Raw genomic sequence first — 23842 nt, 5'->3', positions numbered from 1 at the left:
CTTTGTCTCAAGAGAATCATACTTTTTTACGCTTTTCCTTGGAAGAATCGGTATGGTTTAAGAAAGGACAGGAAGTAGCCGAATTGCTTTCAATTTCATTAGATCCGAAAATTACGATCCTCGAAAACGATCAATTTATTACTATTAATGGATCGTTAGAATTATCGGGAGAATATATGCGAAACGAGTATGAAGCCGAGATTGAGAGTGCTGATTTTGAGGAAGGATTAAATGCACCAAAATTTATTAGCTCTATTTTAGAAAGAGCAGAGGGGGGCTGTGAATTTTCACATAACTTCCCTGTCGATATATCGATTCCTCTCAGTCGTATCCAAGGAATTGATGATCTAAATATAGAGGTGGAATCGTTTGATTATGTTTTTCCTGAAGCAAGCTGTATGAATGTATCAGCTGAGATAATCGTTTCAGGTCTCGTTGAATCCGTTCAGGCAGAAGTTGATACAACCGAAAGAGATGATGGGGCGGAGCAGGAGGATTATGAAGAGCAAGAAGTTCTTTTGGAGATAGAGCCAACCCTCCGTTCAACCGATGAGGTCATAATAGAGGATGCACCTCTTCTTATGCCGCTTGATGAAGCGACATTTATTGAGAAGGATGAGTCTGCTCAATTCGAAGATGAGGATGATTTATATGCTCCATTTGAAGCAGTAGCTAGGAAAGAACCTTCTCCAGCACCAGAAGTGGAAATGGATGCACCTCTCGGCTTAAACACGCATAAGGAGGAAATAAAGGGGGAGAGCTATATTCCTCCATATCTCATTCCAGACTTCTCATTTTTAACGAATCGATATGAAAAAAGTGAGCCTTCCGTTCAAGAAGCAGCAGAACCAGAACAAGTAGAAATGAAGGATGAACCTGTGGAAGTAGAAATGAAGGATGAACCTGTGGAAGTAGAGTCTCCACAATTAGAAGAGCAGCCTGAAGAAAAGCAGAAAAAAGCATCTAAAAAGAAAAAAAGCCTTTCAATCTCTGAATTTTTAGCAAGAAAAGAAGGAGAAGAGCATGCAAAGCTCAAGGTTTGTATTGTCCAACAAGGTGATACAATTGACTATTTAGCAGAAAGATATGAGGTATCTGTGCCTCAATTGCTTAAGGTTAATCATCTTGAAATTAGTCAGGACATTTATGAGGGGCAAGTATTATATATTCCAGTTGAAGTTGCCCACAATTAGGAGATGAAAGAAATTTGAGCGGGAATCAAATCCTGCTCATCATTTTTGTTAAGGGATGGCCAATAAGTGATAGTAAAATGATCTTTCATCATATAGTCGAATAAATATGAATGAAAGGGGAGTAAATGCGATGTATGAGTGAGAAAAATTGGCTGGTAGAGCTTTCTCCAATTTTAAAGGAGTATTCCATTGAACCTTATTTTATAGAATCGTTTGGCCGAATTCTAAAAATATATTCCTCTAAAGGTGTTTTTGCGTTAAAAACAATTGACCCACACCATGGGACAGATTTTATTCGTTATGTTCAAGCGCTTTATCAAAAGGGCTATAACCGAATTGTTCCTATTTTTCCTACTGCTGATGGGAGATATGCTGTTTTACATGATAAAAACCTATATTATTTAATGCCATGGCTTTCCAATGAGATAAAAGAAGATCGCTTGGAACGACATAAGCAGCTATTTAGAGAACTGGCACGGCTGCATACTTTATCTGCTAAGGAAATGAATATTAGCAAGGAGGATAGAAAAGAGCATTACGAGAACACACAGCTGGTTCTAGATAAAGACAAAGAATTTTTAGAAGGCTATATAGAGGAATGTGAGCGAACAGAATACACTTCTCCATTTGAATTATTGTTCTGCCTCTATTTTCAGGATATTAGCCAAGCTTTGAATTTTTCAGAAAAAAAATTAAAGGAATGGTATGATCAAACAAAGGACCATGAAAAGGTTCGTACGGTGATTATTCATGGAAAGCTTTCTACCGAGCATTTCTTATTTGATGATAGAGGATATGGATATTTTATTAACTTTGAAGAATCAAAAGTAGGGTCTCCAATCCATGATTTATTGTTATTTTTATCGAGATCATTAAAAGGGTATCCAATGCAAAATGAGGAAAGTGTTGAGTTGATGAGTTTGTATTTTAAATATTTTCCATTTAAAGAAGAAGAGATGCTCCTATTTCAAAGTTATTTTGCCCATCCGGGTGTTTTGATCAAGTATCTTAATCGATATCACCAAACCGGCAGGAAAAAAAATGAGCGTAAGCATGTCCAACAATTACAAAGGCAATTCTGGCAATTTAAAAATATAGAGTACGTCGTCATGAGAATTGATGAAATTGAGAAACAAAAGCAGCAGGCTGCACAAGCTCAAGCTGCACAGCAGGAAGGAGCCCAGAGCGAATAGTTGCCATGGGCTCTTAAATAATTTCTAAGTAAAGGGCTAAAGCAAGTACGATCAATGCAGATAATAGCAAAACATCAAAGGTTGTAGGAAGTAATAACGTACGTATTCCTTGAAATATGCAAAAGGGGATAACAAACTGTGAACATACATTTCTTACTGTTCTGAGCCAAGGAGGCATCGTATAGTGATTGAATTTTCTTCTTTTCATGTTCTGAAGTCCTCTTTTCACAAGTCGTATATTCTATTGTATGTATAAGCACTTTTGAAAGTACCAAAAAAAGAAACGTATTTATCATTCATCCATATTTAACAAAAGCTGATATAAACTCTTATAAAATTAAAATAATTGGTTATCCTTATTGACGATACACCCGTTTTTTTATAGTATATGTTATATAAAATTGAATACATAAGCATTGACAGGGAAGAGTACAATGATGATCATGTTTTTAGAGAGGGAAACCATTAGCTGAAAGGTTTTCTAAGCAGCACATTGGAAGGTCGCCCGAGAGCTTCTTTCGCGAAAGGGTACATTTTAGAGGATGTATCTTATTAGTGAAAGACGGGAAAAACCGTTATGAATTGAGCGCTGTTAGAAAGGCTTTATTTTTCTAACGGAAAAAAGGTGGTACCGCGAACAATACTCCATTCGTCCTTTTAAGACGATTGGGGTTTTTTTATTTCGTTTGAAAATAAAATAAATGGAGGAAAATAAAGTGGAAATTAAAGAAGTAACGATGCCCACAAAATATGATCCGAAGGCGATAGAGCAAGGGAGATATGACTGGTGGCTAAAAGGGAAATTTTTTGAAGCAAAGGATGATAAAGAAAAAGAACCCTATACGATTGTTATTCCACCACCAAATGTAACAGGGAAACTACATTTAGGGCACGCATGGGATACGACGCTGCAAGATATCATTACGAGAATGAAAAGAATGCAGGGATATGACGTACTATGGCTTCCAGGAATGGATCATGCAGGGATCGCGACTCAAGCAAAGGTGGAGCAAAAGCTAAAAAGTGAAGGCAAAAGCCGTTATGATTTAGGCCGGGAAAAATTTGTTGAGGAAACGTGGAAGTGGAAAGAGGAATATGCAAGTCATATACGTGCGCAATGGTCGAAGCTTGGACTTGGCTTAGATTATACTCGTGAAAGATTTACACTAGATGAAGGTTTATCAAAGGCTGTAAGAGAGGTTTTTGTAACCCTTTATAAAAAAGGGCTGATCTATCGTGGAGAATATATTATCAACTGGGATCCATCCACTAAAACAGCTCTTTCAGATATTGAGGTTATTTATAAGGATATTCAAGGTGCTTTTTACCATATGAAATACCCTCTGGCAGATGGCACGGGTTACATTGAAGTAGCAACAACTAGACCTGAAACAATGCTTGGTGATACAGCTGTTGCCGTTCACCCTGAGGATGAAAGATATAAGCATTTAATTGGAAAGTTGGTTACACTTCCGATTGCTGGCCGACAAATCCCGATTGTAGGCGACGACTATGTAGATCGTGAATTTGGTTCTGGAGCGGTAAAAATAACTCCAGCACATGATCCGAACGATTTTGAAATTGGAAATCGTCATAGCTTAGAGCGAATTTTAGTAATGAACGAAGATGGTACAATGAATGATCAAGCAGGTAAATATAAAGGGATGGATCGCTTTGAATGCCGCAAGCAAATCGTTAAGGATCTCCAAGAAGCAGGTGTATTGTTTAAAATTGAAGATCATATGCATTCTGTTGGTCATTCTGAACGCAGCGGTGCTGTTGTTGAGCCTTATTTATCAACACAATGGTTTGTAAAAATGCAGCCTTTAGCGGATGAAGCGATCGCTTTACAGCAAAAAGAAGAAAAAGTTCATTTTGTTCCAGATCGTTTTGAAAAGACATACTTGCGTTGGATGGAGAATATTCGAGATTGGTGTATTTCACGACAGCTTTGGTGGGGGCATCGAATTCCTGCCTGGTATCATAAAGAAACAGGTGAAGTGTATGTAGCCCACGAGGCTCCAGCTGATATCGAAAATTGGGAACAGGACAATGATGTATTAGATACGTGGTTTAGCTCTGCTTTATGGCCATTTTCAACAATGGGCTGGCCTGATACAGATGCATCAGACTATAAGCGATACTACCCGACGGATGCTCTCATTACAGGATACGATATTATTTTCTTCTGGGTATCCCGAATGATTTTTCAAGGCATCGAGTTTACGGAGCAACGTCCGTTTAAAGATGTTCTGATTCACGGTTTAGTACGTGACGCTGAGGGAAGAAAGATGAGTAAATCTCTTGGAAACGGTGTAGATCCAATGGATGTAATCGCTCAATACGGAGCGGATTCATTACGTTATTTCCTATCAACTGGAAGCTCTCCTGGTCAGGATCTTCGCTTTAGCATAGAAAAGGTAGAAGCTACATGGAATTTTGCCAATAAAATTTGGAATGCTTCAAGATTTGCTTTAATGAATATGGATGGCTTAACCTTTGAAGAAATTGATTTATCCGGTGAAAAATCAGTGTCTGATAAATGGATTCTAACTCGTTTAAACGAAACGATAGAAACAGTTACAAGACTTTCTGATCGATATGAATTTGGAGAGGTTGGCCGTGTTCTCTACAACTTTATATGGGATGATTTCTGCGATTGGTATATTGAAATGGCGAAGCTTCCTTTATATGGGGAAGATGAAGAAGCTAAGAAAACTACTCGCTCCATTTTAGCCTATGTATTGGATCAAACGATGCGCCTATTGCATCCGTTTATGCCGTTTATTACAGAGGAAATTTGGCAAAACCTTCCTCATGAAGGAGAGTCCATTACTGTAGCTAATTGGCCAAAAGTGAACGCTGAGCTATCTGATCAAAAAGCGGCAAGCGATATGAAGCTGTTAGTAGAAATTATTCGTTCCGTACGTAATAGCAGAGCGGAAGTGAATACGCCTTTAAGTAAAAAAATTAACATTCTATTGAAAGCAAAAGATGAAGAAACGCTAAGTACATTAGAGAAAAATCGCGGGTATTTAGATCGTTTCTGTAATCCAGAAGAGTTAATCATTCAAACAGAAATAGAAGCACCTGATAAAGCGATGACATCCATAGTGACTGGAGTAGAAATCATTCTTCCTTTAGCAGGCTTAATTAATCTGGATGAAGAAATTGCACGTCTTGAAAAAGAACTAAGCAAGCTTGATAAAGAAGTTGAGCGAGTACAAAAGAAATTGGGCAACGAAGGGTTCTTGAAAAAAGCACCTGAAAAGGTTATTGAAGAGGAAAAAGCAAAGGAAAAAGACTATACTGAAAAAAGAGCGGCAGTACAAGCACGCATTTCAGAGCTTAAAGGAGAATAATTGCTAAATAAAAAAGTATAACTTTTTTGAAGATAGACAGGTGTCTAGCTACAGCGCCCAGCCCCTCGAGTCATAAGTCAAATCACTCCAGAAATCAGGATTTCCTGCGTGATTCGCCTTATGCTTGTCGGGCGGGGCTAAACAGGGCGCTTCCGCTTTTCTTATAGGACGAATCAGATAATATGGTTCGTCTTCCTCCTGTTTACATTACTTTGTATTGAGGTGCAAATATGTTTCATACATATGAAGAAGCAGTTGATTGGATACATACACGATTAAGATTGGGCATAAAGCCAGGGTTGAAACGAATGGAATGGATGATGGAGCGGTTAAATCATCCTGAAAGAAGAATGAAATCAGTCCATATTGGAGGAACAAATGGGAAAGGTTCAACCGTTGCGTACCTGCGATCTATTCTTCAACAAGCAGGCTATCAAGTAGGGACGTTTACTTCACCTTACTTCGAGCATTTTAATGAGAGAATTAGCAAAAATGGCGTACCGATCAATGATGAAGACATAATCCAATTGGTGAACATCATTTATCCACTTGCTCTAGAGCTAGAAAAAACAGAACTAGGTGGTCCTTCTGAATTTGAAATCATCACTGTTATGGCGATGGTTTATTTTTCTGATCTATCACCGGTAGATATTGTGATTTTCGAAGTCGGTCTCGGCGGCAGATGGGACTCAACCAATATTATTTATCCGCTTATTTCTATCATTACAAGCATCGGTCTTGATCATACGAATATTCTTGGAAACAGTTACGAAGAAATAGCTTTTGAGAAAGCGGGTATTATTAAAAACGGTATTAGTCTTGTAACGGCAGTAAAGCAAGTTGAAGCACTCGAGGTCATTAAAAAAACAGCTCAAGAAAAAAAAGCGTCATTTTATGAATTAAATCATCAATTTGAAATAATAGATAACCATTCTCTCCAAGCTGGCGAAGCGTTTTCATTACGTACTGTTTTTGAAACTTTCCATCAGCTTGAGATTTCGATGGTAGGAAAGCATCAAGTTGAAAATGCCTCCCTTGCGGTTATGGCTTCTATTTTGTTAAAAAAATACTATTCCTTTATGATCGAAGAAACTCATATACAATCTGGATTAAAGGCTGCATACTGGCCAGGACGATTTGAATTTATTTCTCAAAATCCAGTCGTTATTATTGATGGAGCTCATAATGAGGAGGGAATTGAGGCACTTGTAAGTGAACTAAAAAAAAGATATCAAGACAAAAAGATCCATATTGTTTTTTCTGCTCTTCGTGATAAAAAACTTGATAAAATGATTTGGAATCTGGATCAGGTTGCGGATAAAATCATGTTTGTGGAATTTGATTTCCCTCGTGCCTCAAAAGCAGAAGACTTATTCCACATTAGCACCTCAAATAACAAGGATTATCGTCATAATTGGAAAGAAGCGATTCAGGAAGAATGGACGAAAATTAAAGAGAAAGAAATTCTCGTCATTACAGGTTCCCTTTATTTTCTTTCAGATGTAAAGCCTTATATAATGAATTTAATAAAGTGAAACTTTAATCAGTGTGGATGTTTAAGTGTCCATACTGATTTTTTTGATAGAATTTATTGGAAAATGCAAATGACATAATGAGGTCCATTTGTTAGAATGATAATATTATAAGACTATTTTCCTAAAATAAGGAGAGATTTAGATGGTACATCAGACTGCCAATAAAATATTGTGGCTCCTTTGGATTTTGATTGTGCCATTTGGCCTGTGGTTAACTTATCGTTATTTTCCACCTTATTTTGAAGAAGTTAATGTACATATTATTGGATTTATTATTCTCATGTTGATTGCTGCATTAATGCCCTTACAGATCAATCATAGGTCTATTTTTCTTATCCAATGGGTTTCACTAGCTGTTTTTTTTATTTTTGGGATTTTTATTGAAATGGTTCTCACACAAATTGCGATCATAATGATGCTACTTCGAGTAAGGATAAAAAAAGAAGACTCTTTTCGATTTCCATTGAACTCAATAATGTATTTTTTCATTTCCTTGTTAAGCGGGTGTTTTTACTATTCCTTTGGAGGGGAACATGATACTTCTTTGAATCCAACCTCACCCTCATTTTGGCTGTTTATAGCTTATCCAGTCGTTCACTACGTACTTCAAGAAGCCTGTTTTATTTTTATTTCTATTTCTCTTTATCAAAGAAAAGAATTTTTTGGAAAGGATTTTCTTTGGGAATCGATCACATCTCTTATTACTATTCCAATTGGTTTTGTACTATACATTCTTTACAAACATGTTGGAGTGATATCTATTTTTTTCGTGGGTCTTTCATTTGCAAGTCTATTAATCATCCTAAGGCTTTATTTTAGGAGCGAAGAAGTTAACGAAAATATAAAAAAAGCTGTTGAAATTGGTCATGAATTAGCTGTGAACCTGAAGGTTCAAGACGTCATCGACGTATTTAAGGTGAAGCTTAGAGACATGTTAAAGATTGACTATTTATTTATTTTCGAGGTCACCGATGACAATAAATTAACATTGCTTAGTCGAGTTGAACATGGAGAAAGCATTGAAATGGAACCTTCATGTAACGAAAGTCTTGACCAAATCGTATGGTCAGATACGAAAGCAGTCATGTTTCACTCAAAAAAAGATCGATCTCCAAATGCAAATGACTATTTACCTGAAAGAGCAGAAAGTGTTTTAAGCGTACCTATTACTTATCATAAAAAAATAGTAGGTGTTCTCATCCTCGCATCTGATGAAAAAAAAGCCTTTCAATGGCTGCAATTAAATATTGTCGATATCCTTTGTTCCCACTTTGCTATTGCCTTAGAAAATGCAAAAAATTTTGAGCGTGCGAAACGATTAAGTGAACGATGTGAGTTGACAAAGCTCTACAACTTCCGTTATATGGATAGCCTTTTAGATAAGGAATTTTTAAAGCTTCAGCGTAAGCAGAGGAGCAAGCTTTCTTTCATCATTCTTGATATTGATCATTTTAAAAAAATCAATGATACATATGGTCATCAAAGCGGAAATGAAGTCTTATTCCACTTAGCAGAAAGATTAACTAGGCTTATACAAAATAAAGGAACGATTGCTCGTTACGGTGGGGAAGAGTTTGTCATCCTGCTGCCGGATGTTCATAAACAAGAAGCCATGGCCATTGCTGAATCCGTAAGACTTGCGATTGCAAATAAACCATTTATATTAGAAGAGCATTTTGAGCATGAATTGAATAGGAAGCTTCAAATTCATGTAACGGTTTCTATAGGAGTTTCAACCGCTCCTGATGATGGAGATGATGCCATTTCCCTTATACGTCATGCAGATCGTGCCCTATATTTTGGCGCTAAACAGGCAGGGAGAAATCGGGTAGGGAATTTTGGAGAAGTAGTTGGGGAAAAGTTTTAATACCAAATCCAAAATAAAAACAGTTGATTTTAAATGGCAGCTGTTTTTATTTTGGATTAACGGTTAGAAATTAAACTATTTTTGAAATACTAATTAGAATAGTCTGTTGATATAGAAGGCTTTAACCATTCCATTTTTATATTTGGAACTTGTTCCTGATTATTGAATCGGCTGCATTCTCTATTAAAATCTTCTGAATTCGTATTTACTTCGGAATTATTACTAGTTTTTGCGTAGATTTTAGTTCCGGAATTTTTATTGTAATTTTTAATAGTTAAATTTCCATTTACACAAATTTTTGAATTGCTCCCTGAATTAGTTCCTTTAATTTCAGCATCACCACCGATTTCAATAATCGAATCTTCTAGGTTGTTTAAATTAGCAAAGGTAGCTGCATTACCTATGTATATTTTCATATTTTTTAAACTATTCCCATTTCCATTATTATTTCCATTCACATTAATATCTAATCTACCAATAATATAAAGAGTTGAATGATTCCAATCTTGATTTATATTTCCAGTTACTGTCATATCCCCTAAAACTTTTAATGTGGATTGATTAAAGATTAAATGATTGGTTGAAAAGCTTATGTTTCCATCAAATTGGCACGAATTATTTGAAAAATCTGTATTACTGTTATCACATTTAGCTAATGTTCCAGGATCTAAAATTTGATTGCTATTAGGTGATTCAAAGGAAATGCTTGAAAGCTTAATAGGGATGGCAACCTCGGTTTTCAAGTTGAATGTTTTATTTTCAAATGTTCCAACACTATTAAAATGATAGATAATGTCAGTGCTATTACTACTAATGGTGTTGTTCATTTCAGTAATTTCATACGATGCGTTTGTTTTACTGTCTACTTTAAATGGATTTTTAATAGATGGGAAATTTCGGTTTATTTCATCTCTCCAAGCTTCAGTTAAAATTCGATTAAGAGTCTCTTTATGATTAGCAATATAAGTTTCTGCCTGTGTCATCTTTTCATTTGTAACTTTACCAAAGTCAGTTTTAATTTTATCTTGAATCTTCTGATTAATTGCTTTTATTAAATTAGGATCATTTTTTACATCATTTAATGCGGTTAGGATGGCCGTTTTATAATAGATTACACCCATCTCTGATAAAGAAACTACTTGGTAATTTTCTTCTGTATGTTTAATTTGCTTTGCATTATGAATAGAAGAGGCCATTAACATTAAGAACAGCAAAGAGAAGATCGTTATAACGATTAAAACAAGAAGAAGTGCATTTCCTTTTTGATTAGTCAGTGTGTTCATTGTTATTCACCTTTGATTCTAGAAAGTATGGTTTTTACTTCATATGTAAGATTTGGGGATTCTACATCGGTAATCATAATCTTTATTGGTAAATCTACTTTATTAGGTTTGATTACATAATGGTTAGACATTAAGGAGTATGTATTACTATCATCACTGATATAAATTGAATATTGATAGTTTGAATCATTCAATCTGAATGATTGATCCCCAGTAATACTAATAAAACTTGCTTTTGGGTTTTGATCAAAAGAAATAACATATTGAGAAGCGGATGTTTGATGGATTTTCGTTAGTGTACGAATGATATAATTAGCTTCTTGTTGTAATTGGGTTTTATCGCTTACTACTTTAGAAAAATGGATCCCCTGTACAAAAATACTCCAAACTAATCCTAAGATAATGGTCGCGATACTTAATGATAACAATACCTCTATGAGTGTTATTCCTTTTTCATTTCGCAGCATTGATTAATCCCCACTTAATTTGTAAATGACATACCCAAATATATCACTAACTTTTTTTTCAGAACGATTTTGAATCATAATATGAGTTTGGTATAACTCTTCTGAACCAATAAAATTAGGATCTATTCTTAACATAATGTTAATCTTATATGTATTTTCATATGTAATCAAAGTAACTTGACTATCCGTCTTCTGGATATTCTCAGCTAAATTTAATGAAGCATATTGTACATTATCCTTTGACAGGGTTAAACTTGAATTCGGATTATTTTTCAAATTTGTTAATAAATTTGTAATTCCTTCGCTTTTTTGTATTTTAACTAAAACCTCTTTTGCTAAATTTGCACCAGTAAATCTTTCATCTGTTCTTTCATTTGTTTTAGAAGCTTGGGGAAACAAAGAAAGAAAAGAAAAAATGAGAATAGTTAAGATAACAAAAGCCAATAATACCTCGATTAATGTAAAACCACGTTGGTTTCTATATAGAAAGTTAATGTTTATTTTCATTTTATCTCCCAAAATAAGAAAATTTGTGTTTATTCTCAAAAAGATTTTCAAATCTACCAAGAATTAGATACAATAGACTTAGTTGGTTTTTAGGACTATTATATCAAATTTTTCTGATTTCAAGAAGGTGATATAGGTTTTTTCACCTAATTTTTCACCGAAATACATAATGAGGTGTTTTTATGGGATGGTTTTTATTTTCCGTTATTTCCTTGTTGCTCCTTTATCCAATACTCACTTTTTTACCTTTAAAGCTTTCGAGAAACGGAAAATTAAGCTTAATGTCAATAGCGTTTTTGATCGCCAATTTAGGGCTATTTTTGTTTCAATTGTATTCAGTTTGGATATCGGTTTTAGCACTTTTTCTACTTTTAACTCTTACTTTTTATCTATTAAAAGATAAAAAAGTAAATACATTTATAGATAGTGATTCTTAAAAAGGAATGGTCAATGTGAGAAAGAGGTCCAACTTAAAGCTTTTTGCCATCCTAGTAGTATGTACATTCTATATATTTGGATTTTCTTTGGTTGGAGTGAAAGCCTTTCAAACATTATTTAAAACTAATAAGTTTGATATAGGAACAACACTTGGAGTTATGGATATTTCTGATAAATCATCAGGAGAAGTTAACACAATTCTGAACGAAGCTATTCAAAATTGGACGAAGAGCACGAAAATTCACCTTCAATATAAAGAAAAGAAGATAGATGTAGACGTGAATGAATTTAAATTTGACGCGGCTCAAACCATGTTAAATATTAAGAACGGACAATCTAACAGGGTAACAGTAACGATGGATGATCGTGTTGTAGAGAAGATTCTATATACACTTTCACCTAGCATGACTAAAAGGGATGTTGATTTCGACAAATTTAAAGAGGATTTACTTCAAAATGCAGCGATGATTAAAGCTGAGAATGTCTATTTGAATATAGATTCTTATTTACTTGTATCAAATAAGGAAGAAACCTTAAGTGAAACGCGGATCAACTTTTCTAGCTCAAATATGCCTACCAATGATAGGTTAACTAGCTTATCCGTTATTAAAATTGAGCCAGAATCAGAATTTTCACTTCTTCGCTTTTTAAAAGAAAATGGCATGGAGTCTGCTTCTACAGAATCTTCCAGTATTTTAGCAACTGGTTTATATCAAGTCATTAGTCAATCTAATTTTCTTATTTTAGGGAGAAGTATTAGCAGTAGGATTCCTTCTTATGCAACATTAGGCTTTGAAGCGAGGGTAGATAGAGAAAATAAGATGGATTTTCGATTTAAAAACCAAAATAATCAACCATTTTCGATTCACCTAACGTGGAATAACCAATCCCTAGAAGTAAGGTTAAAAGGGCAAACCTTGTTAAATAAATATATAGTGAAAGCAGAAAATGAACAGCATTTTCTGCCTAAAACAATCATTCAATATAGTCCACTATTGAATGCAGGTCAGGTTTCGATTAAAAAAGAGGGAATACAAGGCTCTTCGATTGAAACGTTTCGTGAGGTTTATAATGATCAGGGGGAATTATTAAGTAGAGAGCTTGTCTCGAAAGACGTTTATTTACCAGTACATAAAATTGAAGTTCATAGTTTAATAGGAACGGATGAGTCTTATGTAGACAATGAGATAGAAGCTATACCTCCGACGGAGCAGCCTCCTTTGAGTAACGAACAAATAAATGAAGCAGGAACAGAAAATAACGATGTGACTAAGAAGGATAACTATTATGATGATCTTTTTGAAAGTCCAAATATACTAAAATAATGAATGGAAAAGCTGGGATGAAAGATGAAATATACGAGAAAACGTCTTGGTGAACTTTTAATAGAAGCTGGAATGATTAGCAAGGAACAATTGCAATCTGCTTTAAATGAAAAAAATGCTGATCAAAAGCTTGGAGATGCTTTATTACAGCAAGGCTTTATTACCGAGCAGCAATTAATAGAAGTGCTGGAATTCCAGCTAGGAATCCCGCATATTAGCTTATATCGTTATCCTTTTGATACGGTTCTTTTTTCATTGATTTCAAAAGAAACGGCGAAAAGAAACCAGCTCATCCCTTTGAAAAAAAATGGAGATAAGCTTTTTGTCGCTATGGCCGATCCGATGGACTATTTAGCTATTGATGATTTAAGGCTTTCGACAGGCTTTCAAATTGAACCAGCCATTGCCACAAAGGATGATATTTTACGCTCCATTAATAAATTTTATGAAGTAGAAGATGGATACGAAGACTTCTTGCAATCAGCACCAGCTGAATCGAATATTCAGGAAGAACAGATTTCTGAAGATGATTCTCCAATAGTTCGTCTAGTTAATCGTATACTTTTAGACGCTATCGGCTACAAAGCAAGTGACATCCATATTGATCCTCAAGAATCTAAGGTCGTTGTTCGTTACAGAATTGATGGTGTTCTTAGGGTTGAACGTGTGCTGCCAAAGCATATGCAGAGCATTGTAACCGCAAGAATTAAAATTATGTCTAATTTGGATATAACAGAGCATCGAATTCCACAGGACGGAAGAATCAAAATAAACTTAGACTTTCATCCAGTTGATATGCGGATTTCTACATTGCCAACTGTGTACGGAGAAAAAATCGTGATGCGAATTCTTGATCTTGGAAGTGCATTAAATGATATTCAAAAGCTTGGTTTTAATCATATAAATTTACGCAGGTTTCTCAATATGATTGAAAAACCAAATGGAATGGTGTTAATTACAGGGCCGACTGGTTCTGGAAAATCATCTACCTTATATGCTGCGTTAAATCATTTAAATAATGAAGAAGTAAATATTATTACGATTGAGGATCCAGTTGAATATCAGGTTGAGGGAATTAACCAATTACAGGTCAATCCTACGATTGGATTAACTTTCGCAAAAGGCTTGCGTTCTATATTACGTCAGGATCCGAATATCATTATGGTTGGTGAAATACGGGATAAGGAAACAGTCGAGGTTGCGATTCGTGCATCGCTCACTGGACATCTTGTCCTTAGCACTCTTCATACAAATGATTCCATTGGAACCATCACACGGTTAATGGATATGGGCGTCGAACCATTCCTTGTTGCTTCTTCTGTATCAGGCATAGTGTCTCAGCGATTAGTTCGAAAGGTTTGTCGTGATTGTAGACAAGAGGTGCAGGCAACTCAAAGGGAAAAAGAAATTTTCGCTAAAAGAGGAATAACCATTGAAAAGGTTTTTCGGGGAAAGGGCTGCTCATCGTGTAATATGACGGGCTATAAAGGAAGGATTGCTATTCACGAGGCTTTAGAACTGAATGATGAAATCAGAAAATCGATTATGAATGGTGAATCAATTATGAAACTAAGGGAGTTAGCGCTAAGAGATCCAACGATTTTTTTATTAGATGATGGCTTATTAAAGGTTAAGCAGGGCATAACGACAACAGAAGAAATATTGAGGGTAGCGATTTCAGATTAGGTGGTGAAAAATAATGAAGGAGCGAATAGATTACTTACTGAGCTCAGCTTTTGAATTAAAAGCATCTGATATTCATTTAACGGTAGGTGTTCCACCTATAATGAGAATAAATGGAGATTTAAAACCATTTGGTCAGGAGATGTTAAAACCATTTGACACGGTTGAAATGGCACAAGCCATTATCCCTGATCAAATGATGAACGTTTTTAAAGAGAGAGGTGAATTAGATCTTTCCTATGAGATTGATGGACTATCAAGATTTCGTGTCAATGTATATCGACAAAGAACAAGCACGGCGATGGCTATCCGAATTGTTCCTTCGAAAATCCCAACGATTGAAGAGCTGCAGCTCCCTCATACGATAAAGAAAATGGTTGAAAAGCCGCAAGGGCTCATTCTCGTTACAGGACCAACAGGCAGCGGGAAATCAACAACGCTGGCAGCTATGATCCAATACATGAATCAAACAATGAGAAAGCACATAGTGACTTTAGAGGATCCGATAGAGTATTTACATAAGCATGGGAATTCCATTATAGAACAACGGGAGGTCGGCTCTGATACGAATAGCTTTGCAAACGGACTAAGAGCATCACTGCGACAAGATCCAGACGCTATTTTGGTAGGAGAAATGAGGGACCTTGAGACGATTCAAACCGCGATTACCGCCGCTGAAACGGGTCATTTAGTTTTTGGAACCTTACACACTTCAAGCGCACCGGACACGATCAATCGCATCATTGATGTTTTTCAACCTTCTCAGCAGCCACAGGTTCGAGTTCAGCTTGCAACGGTATTAGTGTCAGTTATTTCTCAAAGACTTTTTCAAACGCTTGATCGAAAAAGACGGAGAGCTGCAACGGAAATATTAATTAATAATTCAGCAGTAGCAAATTTGATTCGAAATGAAAAAATACATCAAATTGTCAGTGTGATGCAAACTTCGAAGGCATTAGGGATGCATACACTTGAAAATAGTATTCTAGAGCTAGTCAAAGAAGGGATTATACATAGTGATGCAGCTGAACCTTATCTTCAAAAGAGGGTCTAATAATGGGACGTTATAAATATATTGGCAGAGGCAGAACGGGAAAGAAGGAAGGCACAATCAATGCTGCTTCAAAAAGAGAAGTGATGCTTAAATTAAGAGAAGCAGGCATCAGAGTCATTGATATGAACGAAGTGAGAGAGTCGATTTTTACAAAGGATCTCGCTTTTATAACGCCTGTAAAGCTTGAGAGCTTTGTGATATATTTACGGCAATTTTCAACGTTGCTAAAAGCTGGGGTCACAGTAGTGGATTCTACAAGAATATTAGCAGCACAAACAGAAAGCAAGCCATTAAAGCAAGCATTACTCCAAATTGAGCAGTCTTTAAGAGAAGGGAATCCATTATCAGAAGCAGTCGCAAATCATCGGTCTATTTTCTCTCCGATGTTTATTTATATGATTCGAGCGGGAGAAGCAGGGGGAAATATGGATGAAGTGCTTGAGCGTTTAGCGACACACTTTGAAAAGCAGCATCATACGAGGCAAAAAATTAAGTCAGCATTGGCATATCCAATCGCAGTTGGGATCATCGCTTTGATTGTCGTCAATTTTTTACTCGTCAAAATTGTTCCAACTTTTGTTGATATGTTTGCAGATTTTGGTGGTGAGCTTCCAGCAATTACAAGGTTTGTTTTAAATGCGAGCGGCTTTATGCAACAATATTGGTGGCTCTTTCTATTAGGATTGTTCGGGTTTGTGTTAGCGATTATGGTGTTCCGTCAAAATATACAGACAAAATATTATTTAGACTATATGACACTTAGAATTCCTGTCTTCGGGAAAATATTACAAAAATCAGTGCTTTCAAGAATGACTAGAACACTCAGCTCACTCTTTACAAGCTCAGTTCCTTTTCTCCAATCGCTCTCTATCGTAGAACACATCGTTGAGAACGAGGTGATTGCGAAAGTAATCCGACAATCGCGGGAATCTCTAGAAAATGGTCAATCCATAACGGAACCAATGAAAACACATTGGGCCTTTCCTCCTCTTGTTACTCAAATGATGGCGATCGGAGAAGAAACGGGTGCCTTAGATGAAATGCTCAGCAAGGTAGCCGATTTTTATGAAAAGGAGGTAGACCTACAAACGGACCGTTTTAAATCATTAATTGAGCCAATGATGATTGTATTTTTAGCTGTTGTGATTGGAACGATTGTTACATCCATTATGGTTCCTATGTTTGAAATATTTAACCAAATTGACAATGTTAAGTAGAATTTTTCACTTCTGTATCTATTTTTGGAAAAAATCTATCATTTTTCTAGTAAATTTGATATATTACTATTGTAATAGATCTATTTTACTAGTGAAGGAGATATTTTTATGGATAAAATGAAAAAATACCTAAAAAGTCAACGAGGATTGACATTAATAGAATTATTGGCAGTGGTTGTTATTTTGGGAATTATTTCAGCGATTGCAATTCCAAGCATTGGGGGATTAATTGATAATTCTAAAAAAGATGCTCATGTAGCAAATGCACAACAAATGGTCAATGCAGCAAAAATGGCTGTTACTGGAGATGAATCAGTGGAGCCAACATCTGGTGGATCAAAAATAATAAATTTAGCTTATCTTGAAGGAAATGGGTTTTTAGAAACTTTAAAAGACCCGGATCGCAATACTACCGGTTATAAAAGAGCAAATGCTTCAGCAAGTGGTACATCGGAGTCACAAGATGATTCTTATGTAGTTATTAATAAAGATACAAATCAAAAATTATCATACAAAGTAAAGCTTGTTAATACAACAAGAGGGGTTCAAACTGCAGGTACAGGTGGTAAAGTAGCGGTTACTGAAAATGATTTAAAAAGATCAAGTGTAATTAACAATTAATATGCTTAATCTCACCTTTTCATATCTTTTTATCGTAGGTATGGTTCTAGGCTCCTTCTATAATGTTGTCGGACTAAGGGTGCCCATACAGCAATCGATTGTGTCACCTCGCTCGTCCTGTCCACACTGCAAGCATCAGCTGACACCAATAGAGCTGGTGCCTGTTTTTTCCTATCTTTTTCTTAGAGGGAAATGCCGCAGCTGTAAAGCGCGCATTACTCCCATTTATCCTCTTATGGAGCTGTTAAGCGGAATTCTATTTGTCACAGCTCCCCTCGTGATAGGATGGACAACTGAACTGATTGTGGCTTGGACACTCATATCCTTATTTATGATTATTACGGTTTCTGATATGATATACATGATCATCCCTGATAAAGTATTGGTCGTATTTGCAGGGATTTTTTTATTTGAAAGGATCTTTCTCCCATTAGAGCCATGGTGGGATTCCGTGTTAGGCGGATTACTAGCCTTTATTGTGTTGCTGCTTATTGCGATGATAAGCAGAGGAGGCATGGGCGGAGGAGATATAAAGCTATTTGCTTTAATCGGATTTGTTGTCGGGACAAAAACGGTGCTCTTATCTTTTTTTCTTTCCTCTCTACTTGGTGCTTTAGTTGGCGTCATCGGCTTAACTTTTCGCTTTTATCAAAAGAAGCAGCCGATTCCATTCGGTCCATTTATTGTAGCCGGAACATTAGCAGCTTATTATTTTGGAGATTGGCTAGTGAATACATATTTAAAGCTATTAACAACAGGACTATAACCAAGGGGTTTTTTAAATGGTATTTTCTCTTTTTGCTCGAAAGAATAAATTCATTAATTTTGCGATCAATGATCATTCCATTCGCTTTGTTGAATTAAAGCAAAAAAATCCGCCTACCCCTCTAAGATGGGGGGAAAGAAAGATTCCCGAAGGTATTGTAAGAGATGGGAAAATCATAGACTTTGAAACATTGTCTCTTATTTTAGAAGAGTGTGTCGATGAATGGAAAATAAAAAATCGCAGTGTGCGCTTTATTGTTCCTGATCCTTTCGTTATCATTCGAAAAGCTTTGATTCCTAATTCGATAAAAGAAGACGAGCTGAAGAACTATTTATTTTTAGAGTTTGGTTCAAGCATTCATTTACCATTCGAAGACCCTGTTTATGATACGGTTTTACTGGGGCAAAAAGATGAAAAGCAAGAAATTCTGATCATTGCTGCACCAGAAGAAAAGGTGTTAGAGTATCAGGAATTATTTTTACATGCAAAATTAAACCCCACTACAGCAGATATATCCCCGCTTGCCTTGTATCGTTTGTATCATCAAGTGAATGATTTTGCCAATGACGAAAGGCTGTTAATAGTTCAGCTTGATTTTAATATGCTAAATATCTCTATTTTAGAGAATACTATTCCATCCTTTATGTATCACATGATGATGGACATTGATTTAGATAAGTTAAACATGGACAGGATGAGCAAAGGTTTGGATCATGATCAAAATATAGATGAACTAGATGAGCTTCACCTGCAATTTGAAGAAATGTATAAGGAAATAAGCAGAATCATGGACTTTTATCGATACTCTATTCAAAAAGGACAAGATTCAATTTCAAAAATTTTACTAAATGGGGACCATCCTTTCCTTGACCAATTTGAAATAGACCTTGCTAATCAATTTGATATCCCTATTGAGACGATTCATTTTCAAGAAATGACTGATAAAGAGAGATGTATACCGAGGTCCCATCTACTAGCATTTGGTTTAGCATTAAAAGAGGTGTAGAATATGCTCGTTGAAATTAACTTACTACCCAAAAGAGAAACTAAAAATATGACTCTTTTAATGCTAAGCGTTGTCCTAGTTTGCATGTTAGTCATAGAAATAGGAATTATTTATTTTCTAGGGAACGCTCATAAACAAACAATAGCAGCTTTAGACGAGCAAATTTTTACCATTCAGCAGCAGGCAGCGGCTGATCAACAAAAGCTTAAAGATGTTCAATCAAAGGATTCCGTTTTAAAGCTTCAAGAAGCAGTTAAATGGGCTGAAAAATATCCGATTAAAACCATTCCCATTATCGAAAAACTAACTGTTTTGCTTCCAGAAAGGGGTTATTTCTTAGCCTTGAATTATAATGAGTCTGGGAAATTAACCTTAAAGGTTCAATTTGATTCGAGCAGGGAAGCGGCCTATTATTTGGAAGATTTATCTATTGCAAACTGGGTTTATACAGTGACTATGACATCTCTTTCTACGAATCAAATGAGTATACTTGGCAAAGAAGCGTTGACAAAAACGAAGGAAGAATCCATCGTTCCGAGATATACAGCTGACTATGAGATTACTCTTAATCGCTCTTTTGTTAAAGCAGATGAACAAAGTAAAGGAAATGGAACAGATCATGAATCTTCTAAACAGGAAGGAGAAGATTCATGAGAATACAGCTTACAAGAAAACATACAACTATATTTTTTATAAGTTTTTTGTTGATTATGCTTATTTTTTCCAGTTTATATTATTTTTATTTAAGACCACAAAAGATTGAGATAATCAATAAGCAAAATCAATTACAGAAAGTAAAAATGGATTATGCCCTTTTAAAAGCTAGTTTTAATCAAAAGAATACGGATACGGATCAAAGTACAAAGGAGCTGCAAAGAAAGGTTCCAGTAAAACCTTTACTAGATCAGGTGATCCTTGATATTGAAAAAGCTGAAATGATCTCTAACAGCTTTGTCTCACAAATGAGTATTCAAGATAGCTCTCAGAGTAAAGATTTTTCACAAGCGACAGGTCAGAACAAAACGAAAGCAGAGCTTGATTTAGAAAAAAAAGCGACAAATCAAAATGATCAACAGACAGAATCGACGTTTACGCTGCCAAATGGCATGAGTAAAATAACCATTACTTGTAATATAGAATCTCCTAACTATTTTCAGCTAGAGAAATTTATAAATTCATTAGAAGAAATGGAGAGAATTTACATAACAGAATCGCTTAGCTTTAATGGTCCTGTAGAAGCTACATCTCTTCAAAGTGAAAAAGAAAAGCTTTCTTATAGTCTAGTAATCTCTGTTTTATATTTACCATTGCTGACTGATTTAGAGAAGGATTTGCCAAAAATTGAAACTCCTCCTTCAAGCCATAAAAGAAATCCATTATATCAATCTCCAAATCTTGATAATGATTGATTGAAAGTAGAAAATGAAGGAGTTATTTGACGAAAGCATTTTAGAGCAGGACGACAAAAGTCTTGTTCTTTTTTTTGTTTCGTATGCTAGGATGAAGCAAAACGTCAAAGGACTTGGAGGTTGGACGAGTTGGATCAATATAATCGCAATAAAACCATTACCATCAAAATAAATAGAGAAGATCGTCCTCACCAGGAAAATACACATAATAACCACAATAATCAAGAGGACTATAAACATAAAGACAGTCAAAAGTCTGATGCTAACTACGTAAGTGAAGCAGCAGCATCACAGGAATCAATTGAAGAAGAAAGCTTTGACTGGATTTTACCTGAAGAGGATGAAACAATCGAATCAAATGAAAATAATTCGCTGCCGAAAAAAAAGTTGGGAAATCCTTTTCGAAAGAATCCCAAAAAAACTCCTCCTACTAAAAGAAGAGGATCTTCAATCTTTTTTGCTGTTATCATGGCGATTTTATTTGGGACAAGCCTTGGATTTATTCTGCTTAAAATGGTTATTACAGAAGATCTAACTAAACCAGCGACCACAGCACCTGTAACAGATATAAATGCTGAACCACAAGCTGAAAAAAAACAATCTGAAGGAAAACAGACGATTTCAGCTCCTAGTGATCAAAAGGCTCTTACAGCTTTTATAATTCAAAATGGTGTATGGTCTAATAAGGCTGCCGCTGAACAAGCACAAAAAAAGCTGAATGAACAAGGAATCGTTAGTCAATTAATTGACATAGATGGGAAAACAGCTATTTATCTAGGTGCTTCTGATACGCTAGCCCATGCCAAATCGATAAGTGAAGACATAAAGACAAAGGGTGTAGAGGTATTCGCAAAAGAAATAGCCATTGAAGGAAAAAAACTAGAGGGGTTAAATAAAGAAGAAAAGAGCCTTATAGAAAAATTCCCATCGATTTATCAACTGCTAACTGAGGCCCTGTCGTCTGCTCAGCTTGAAGGGGCTATTTCCAAACCTTTAATCGATAATGTGAATAAGGAAGCGGCTTTTCTCACAAACATTAATAATGATCGTTTGCAAAATAAAAACATCATACAAATGAAGAAGAATTTAGAGCTAGCGATTGTAAATATTAAAGAGCTTCAAAAGAAAAAAGATGAAATAAAAATCAATCAAGCACAAAAACAGCTGCTTACCTTTATCGCAAGCTATAAAAGCTTATAAGATGGGGAAAGATTTTAAAATATTTTCTGGGAAATTAAACATAGTAAAAAAGTCTGTTATAACGAACAGACTTTTTTTATTGTATTAGGAATTATAAGATAGTTAGTTGTTGAAACTTTTGAAAGCTATGTATCGACATCCAGCTCCAACGTCTATCGACTATCAAACTCCAAGCCTTCTCCCTACGATAAGTCAACATCGATTCGCTGTCACTCATCGTGTATCCATTATCACGTTTTAACGGGCAGTAAGATTTTACATAAAAAATGGATAGTAGATAAAAAACTGCGCGTAAAAATCTGATCGGCTTAGCTAACTATCAGGGGAAAAGAACATCCCCTGATAGAAGGTTCGCCTTATCTCAGTCGAAGTCCCTCCAGTTTGTACGTCGAGATCAAGGCGCTTCCGCTTTTGTTATTTGAATTTTTCTTTAACAATCCGGCAAAAAATTGTGTACGAACATTTAATTTGGTACGATTAAGTGGTATCTCCCACATTTTGATAAAGTAAAGGTAAGGTGAATTTCAATGCAAGACCTCATTTTGGCCTCTTCTTCTCCTCGACGAAAAGAACTTCTCGCACATTTGCAACATTCATTTAAGGTAATAAGCAGTGATGTAGATGAAACCTTTAACCCATCACTATCACCTGAAGAAATCGTCATTGAACTCGCTGCAAGAAAAGCAAACGATATTTTCCAACAACATCCAACCTCTTTTGTCATTGGTGCAGACACCCTCGTTGTTAATAGTGGCAAAATATTAGGTAAACCAAAGGATCGTCAAGAAGCTTTTCGCATGCTTAAGGATTTGTCAGGAAAAAGTCACTCTGTTTTCACAGGTGTTTGTATTTGCTCTCCTGATCAATTCATTCGCTTTTATGAAAAAACAGATGTCGTTTTTTGGGATTTGTCAGATGAAGAAATAGACGCTTATATACGCAGCGGTGAGCCGTTCGACAAAGCTGGAGCGTATGGTATTCAAGGACTAGGCAGTCTATTTGTACAAAAAATAGAGGGAGACTACTTTAATGTTGTTGGTCTGCCGATATCGAAAACATTCCGAAAGCTTAAAGAGGCTGGCTTCAAGCTCCCATATTAAGATAATGTCTGAAACTTTTATCGGACACTTCCCGTTTAATAAATAAGGGAGGATAAAAAATGGATTCATTAATGATACGAGATTTTCCGCAGGATGAGCGGCCTCGGGAGCGTTTTATTCAAAGTGGGCCAGAGAGCCTATCTAACCACGAACTTATTGCTTTATTACTCCGTACAGGAACAAAGGAAGAATCTGTTCTCCAATTATCAAATCGCTTATTAACTCATTTTGAAGGCTTAAGGCTTTTGAAGGATGCAAGCCTTGATGAAATTACGTCTATTAAGGGTATAGGCATGGCTAAAGCCATTCAAGTTCTTGCAGCAGTCGAATTAGGGAGGAGAATTTCCAATCTTAGCTATGATGATCGTTATGTCATTCGTTCTCCTGAAGATGGGGCAAAGTATGTTATGAACGACATGCGATTCCTCTCTCAGGAGCACTTTGTCACCTTATACCTCAACACCAAAAATCAAGTTCTTCACAAACAGACCATATTTATCGGAAGCCTAAATGCTAGCATCGTCCACCCAAGGGAGGTGGTGCGCCCATAAGGGCATTTAGAAAATCTGCGTTAGCAAAGCAGTGGGGAAATATCACAATCTTTACCCTATCATCA

At 35.8% G+C, this 23842-nt stretch carries 21 protein-coding genes, 1 pseudogene and 1 other annotated feature; of the genes and pseudogenes, 18 read left to right on the top strand and 4 right to left on the bottom strand.

Annotation, left to right across the window (positions count from 1 at the left end; translation table 11 throughout):
• Nucleotides 1-2 precede the first annotated feature (2 nt).
• The gene (gene spoVID / locus FDO66_RS06650) at nt 3-1193 is read left to right on the top strand and encodes a stage VI sporulation protein D (protein WP_141431862.1); all 1191 of its coding nucleotides are present in this window, start codon (nt 3-5) and stop codon (nt 1191-1193) included.
• A gap of 134 nt (nt 1194-1327) precedes the next feature.
• Nucleotides 1328-2386, top strand: coding sequence for a spore coat protein YsxE (gene ysxE / locus FDO66_RS06645; RefSeq protein WP_141431861.1), 1059 nt, complete (start codon nt 1328-1330; stop codon nt 2384-2386).
• A gap of 13 nt (nt 2387-2399) precedes the next feature.
• Here the strand turns inward: ysxE and FDO66_RS06640 are convergent, their stop codons facing one another.
• Nucleotides 2400-2594, bottom strand: coding sequence for a hypothetical protein (locus tag FDO66_RS06640; RefSeq protein ID WP_141431860.1), 195 nt, complete (start codon nt 2592-2594; stop codon nt 2400-2402).
• Between the two features lie 199 nt (nt 2595-2793).
• Nucleotides 2794-3046: a binding site (T-box leader), on the top strand.
• A 56-nt stretch (nt 3047-3102) separates the two neighbouring features.
• Between FDO66_RS06640 and FDO66_RS06635 the strand changes: the two genes are divergently transcribed.
• From FDO66_RS06635 to FDO66_RS06625, 3 genes are all read left to right on the top strand, one after another.
• The gene (locus FDO66_RS06635; RefSeq protein WP_141431859.1) at nt 3103-5748 is read left to right on the top strand and encodes a valine--tRNA ligase; all 2646 of its coding nucleotides are present in this window, start codon (nt 3103-3105) and stop codon (nt 5746-5748) included.
• Between the two features lie 230 nt (nt 5749-5978).
• On the top strand, nt 5979-7283 hold the full coding sequence (locus FDO66_RS06630; RefSeq protein WP_141431858.1) for a bifunctional folylpolyglutamate synthase/dihydrofolate synthase: 1305 nt from the start codon (nt 5979-5981) through the stop codon (nt 7281-7283).
• A 142-nt stretch (nt 7284-7425) separates the two neighbouring features.
• On the top strand, nt 7426-9150 hold the full coding sequence (locus tag FDO66_RS06625; protein WP_141431857.1) for a diguanylate cyclase: 1725 nt from the start codon (nt 7426-7428) through the stop codon (nt 9148-9150).
• An 89-nt stretch (nt 9151-9239) separates the two neighbouring features.
• Here FDO66_RS06625 and FDO66_RS06620 read toward each other — a convergent pair whose 3' ends face one another.
• Genes FDO66_RS06620 through FDO66_RS06610 form a run of 3 tightly spaced genes read right to left on the bottom strand, consistent with a single transcriptional unit; the run spans nt 9240 to nt 11407 of the window.
• Entirely contained in the window at nt 9240-10433 is a 1194-nt protein-coding gene (locus tag FDO66_RS06620) for a hypothetical protein (protein WP_141431856.1), read from the bottom strand.
• A 2-nt stretch (nt 10434-10435) separates the two neighbouring features.
• The gene (locus tag FDO66_RS06615; RefSeq protein ID WP_141431855.1) at nt 10436-10900 is read right to left on the bottom strand and encodes a PilW family protein; all 465 of its coding nucleotides are present in this window, start codon (nt 10898-10900) and stop codon (nt 10436-10438) included.
• 3 nt (nt 10901-10903) lie between these two features.
• Nucleotides 10904-11407 (bottom strand): type IV pilus modification PilV family protein, encoded by a 504-nt coding sequence (locus FDO66_RS06610; RefSeq protein WP_141431854.1) that lies wholly within the window; start codon nt 11405-11407, stop codon nt 10904-10906.
• 182 nt (nt 11408-11589) lie between these two features.
• On the opposite strand from FDO66_RS06610, the gene FDO66_RS06605 reads away from it, so the two are divergent.
• From FDO66_RS06605 to radC, 13 genes and pseudogenes are all read left to right on the top strand, one after another.
• Nucleotides 11590-11844 carry a hypothetical protein gene (locus FDO66_RS06605; protein WP_141431853.1) on the top strand — a complete coding sequence of 85 codons (255 nt, stop codon included), beginning with the start codon at nt 11590-11592 and terminating at the stop codon, nt 11842-11844.
• Nucleotides 11845-11859: 15 nt separating this feature from the next.
• Nucleotides 11860-13170: a VanW family protein gene (locus FDO66_RS06600; RefSeq protein ID WP_181444473.1), complete on the top strand. Its 1311-nt coding sequence runs from the start codon at nt 11860-11862 to the stop codon at nt 13168-13170.
• Between the two features lie 24 nt (nt 13171-13194).
• Nucleotides 13195-14856, top strand: a complete 1662-nt coding sequence (locus tag FDO66_RS06595; RefSeq protein ID WP_141431851.1) for a GspE/PulE family protein — start codon at nt 13195-13197, stop codon at nt 14854-14856.
• A 13-nt stretch (nt 14857-14869) separates the two neighbouring features.
• Entirely contained in the window at nt 14870-15907 is a 1038-nt protein-coding gene (locus tag FDO66_RS06590) for a type IV pilus twitching motility protein PilT (RefSeq protein ID WP_141431850.1), read from the top strand.
• Nucleotides 15908-15909: 2 nt separating this feature from the next.
• Complete coding sequence (locus tag FDO66_RS06585) at nt 15910-17124, top strand: type II secretion system F family protein (protein ID WP_141431849.1); 1215 nt, start codon at nt 15910-15912, stop codon at nt 17122-17124.
• A gap of 108 nt (nt 17125-17232) precedes the next feature.
• The gene (locus FDO66_RS06580) at nt 17233-17745 is read left to right on the top strand and encodes a type II secretion system protein (protein WP_395939756.1); all 513 of its coding nucleotides are present in this window, start codon (nt 17233-17235) and stop codon (nt 17743-17745) included.
• A gap of 1 nt (nt 17746) precedes the next feature.
• Nucleotides 17747-18511, top strand: a complete 765-nt coding sequence (locus FDO66_RS06575) for a prepilin peptidase (RefSeq protein WP_141431848.1) — start codon at nt 17747-17749, stop codon at nt 18509-18511.
• A 16-nt stretch (nt 18512-18527) separates the two neighbouring features.
• On the top strand, nt 18528-19517 hold the full coding sequence (gene pilM, locus FDO66_RS06570) for a type IV pilus biogenesis protein PilM (protein ID WP_141431847.1): 990 nt from the start codon (nt 18528-18530) through the stop codon (nt 19515-19517).
• Nucleotides 19518-19520: 3 nt separating this feature from the next.
• Nucleotides 19521-20171: a hypothetical protein gene (locus tag FDO66_RS06565; RefSeq protein ID WP_141431846.1), complete on the top strand. Its 651-nt coding sequence runs from the start codon at nt 19521-19523 to the stop codon at nt 20169-20171.
• The gene (locus FDO66_RS06560) at nt 20168-20926 is read left to right on the top strand and encodes a hypothetical protein (RefSeq protein ID WP_141431845.1); all 759 of its coding nucleotides are present in this window, start codon (nt 20168-20170) and stop codon (nt 20924-20926) included. Before FDO66_RS06565 ends, FDO66_RS06560 begins: the two co-directional genes overlap by 4 nt.
• A 129-nt stretch (nt 20927-21055) precedes the next feature.
• Entirely contained in the window at nt 21056-22126 is a 1071-nt protein-coding gene (locus FDO66_RS06555) for an SPOR domain-containing protein (protein WP_141431844.1), read from the top strand.
• A gap of 527 nt (nt 22127-22653) precedes the next feature.
• Nucleotides 22654-23226, top strand: coding sequence for a Maf family protein (locus FDO66_RS06550; protein WP_141431843.1), 573 nt, complete (start codon nt 22654-22656; stop codon nt 23224-23226).
• A gap of 59 nt (nt 23227-23285) precedes the next feature.
• Nucleotides 23286-23771 (top strand): annotated as a pseudogene (gene radC, locus FDO66_RS06545) (RadC family protein); the annotation flags it as partial.
• Between the last annotated feature and the right edge of the window lie 71 nt (nt 23772-23842).

The sequence above is a fragment of the Bacillus sp. 03113 genome, assembly GCF_006546985.1.
Lineage (GTDB): Bacteria > Bacillota > Bacilli > Bacillales > Cytobacillaceae > VATK01.
This window is presented reverse-complemented; position numbering and strand designations above follow the sequence as displayed.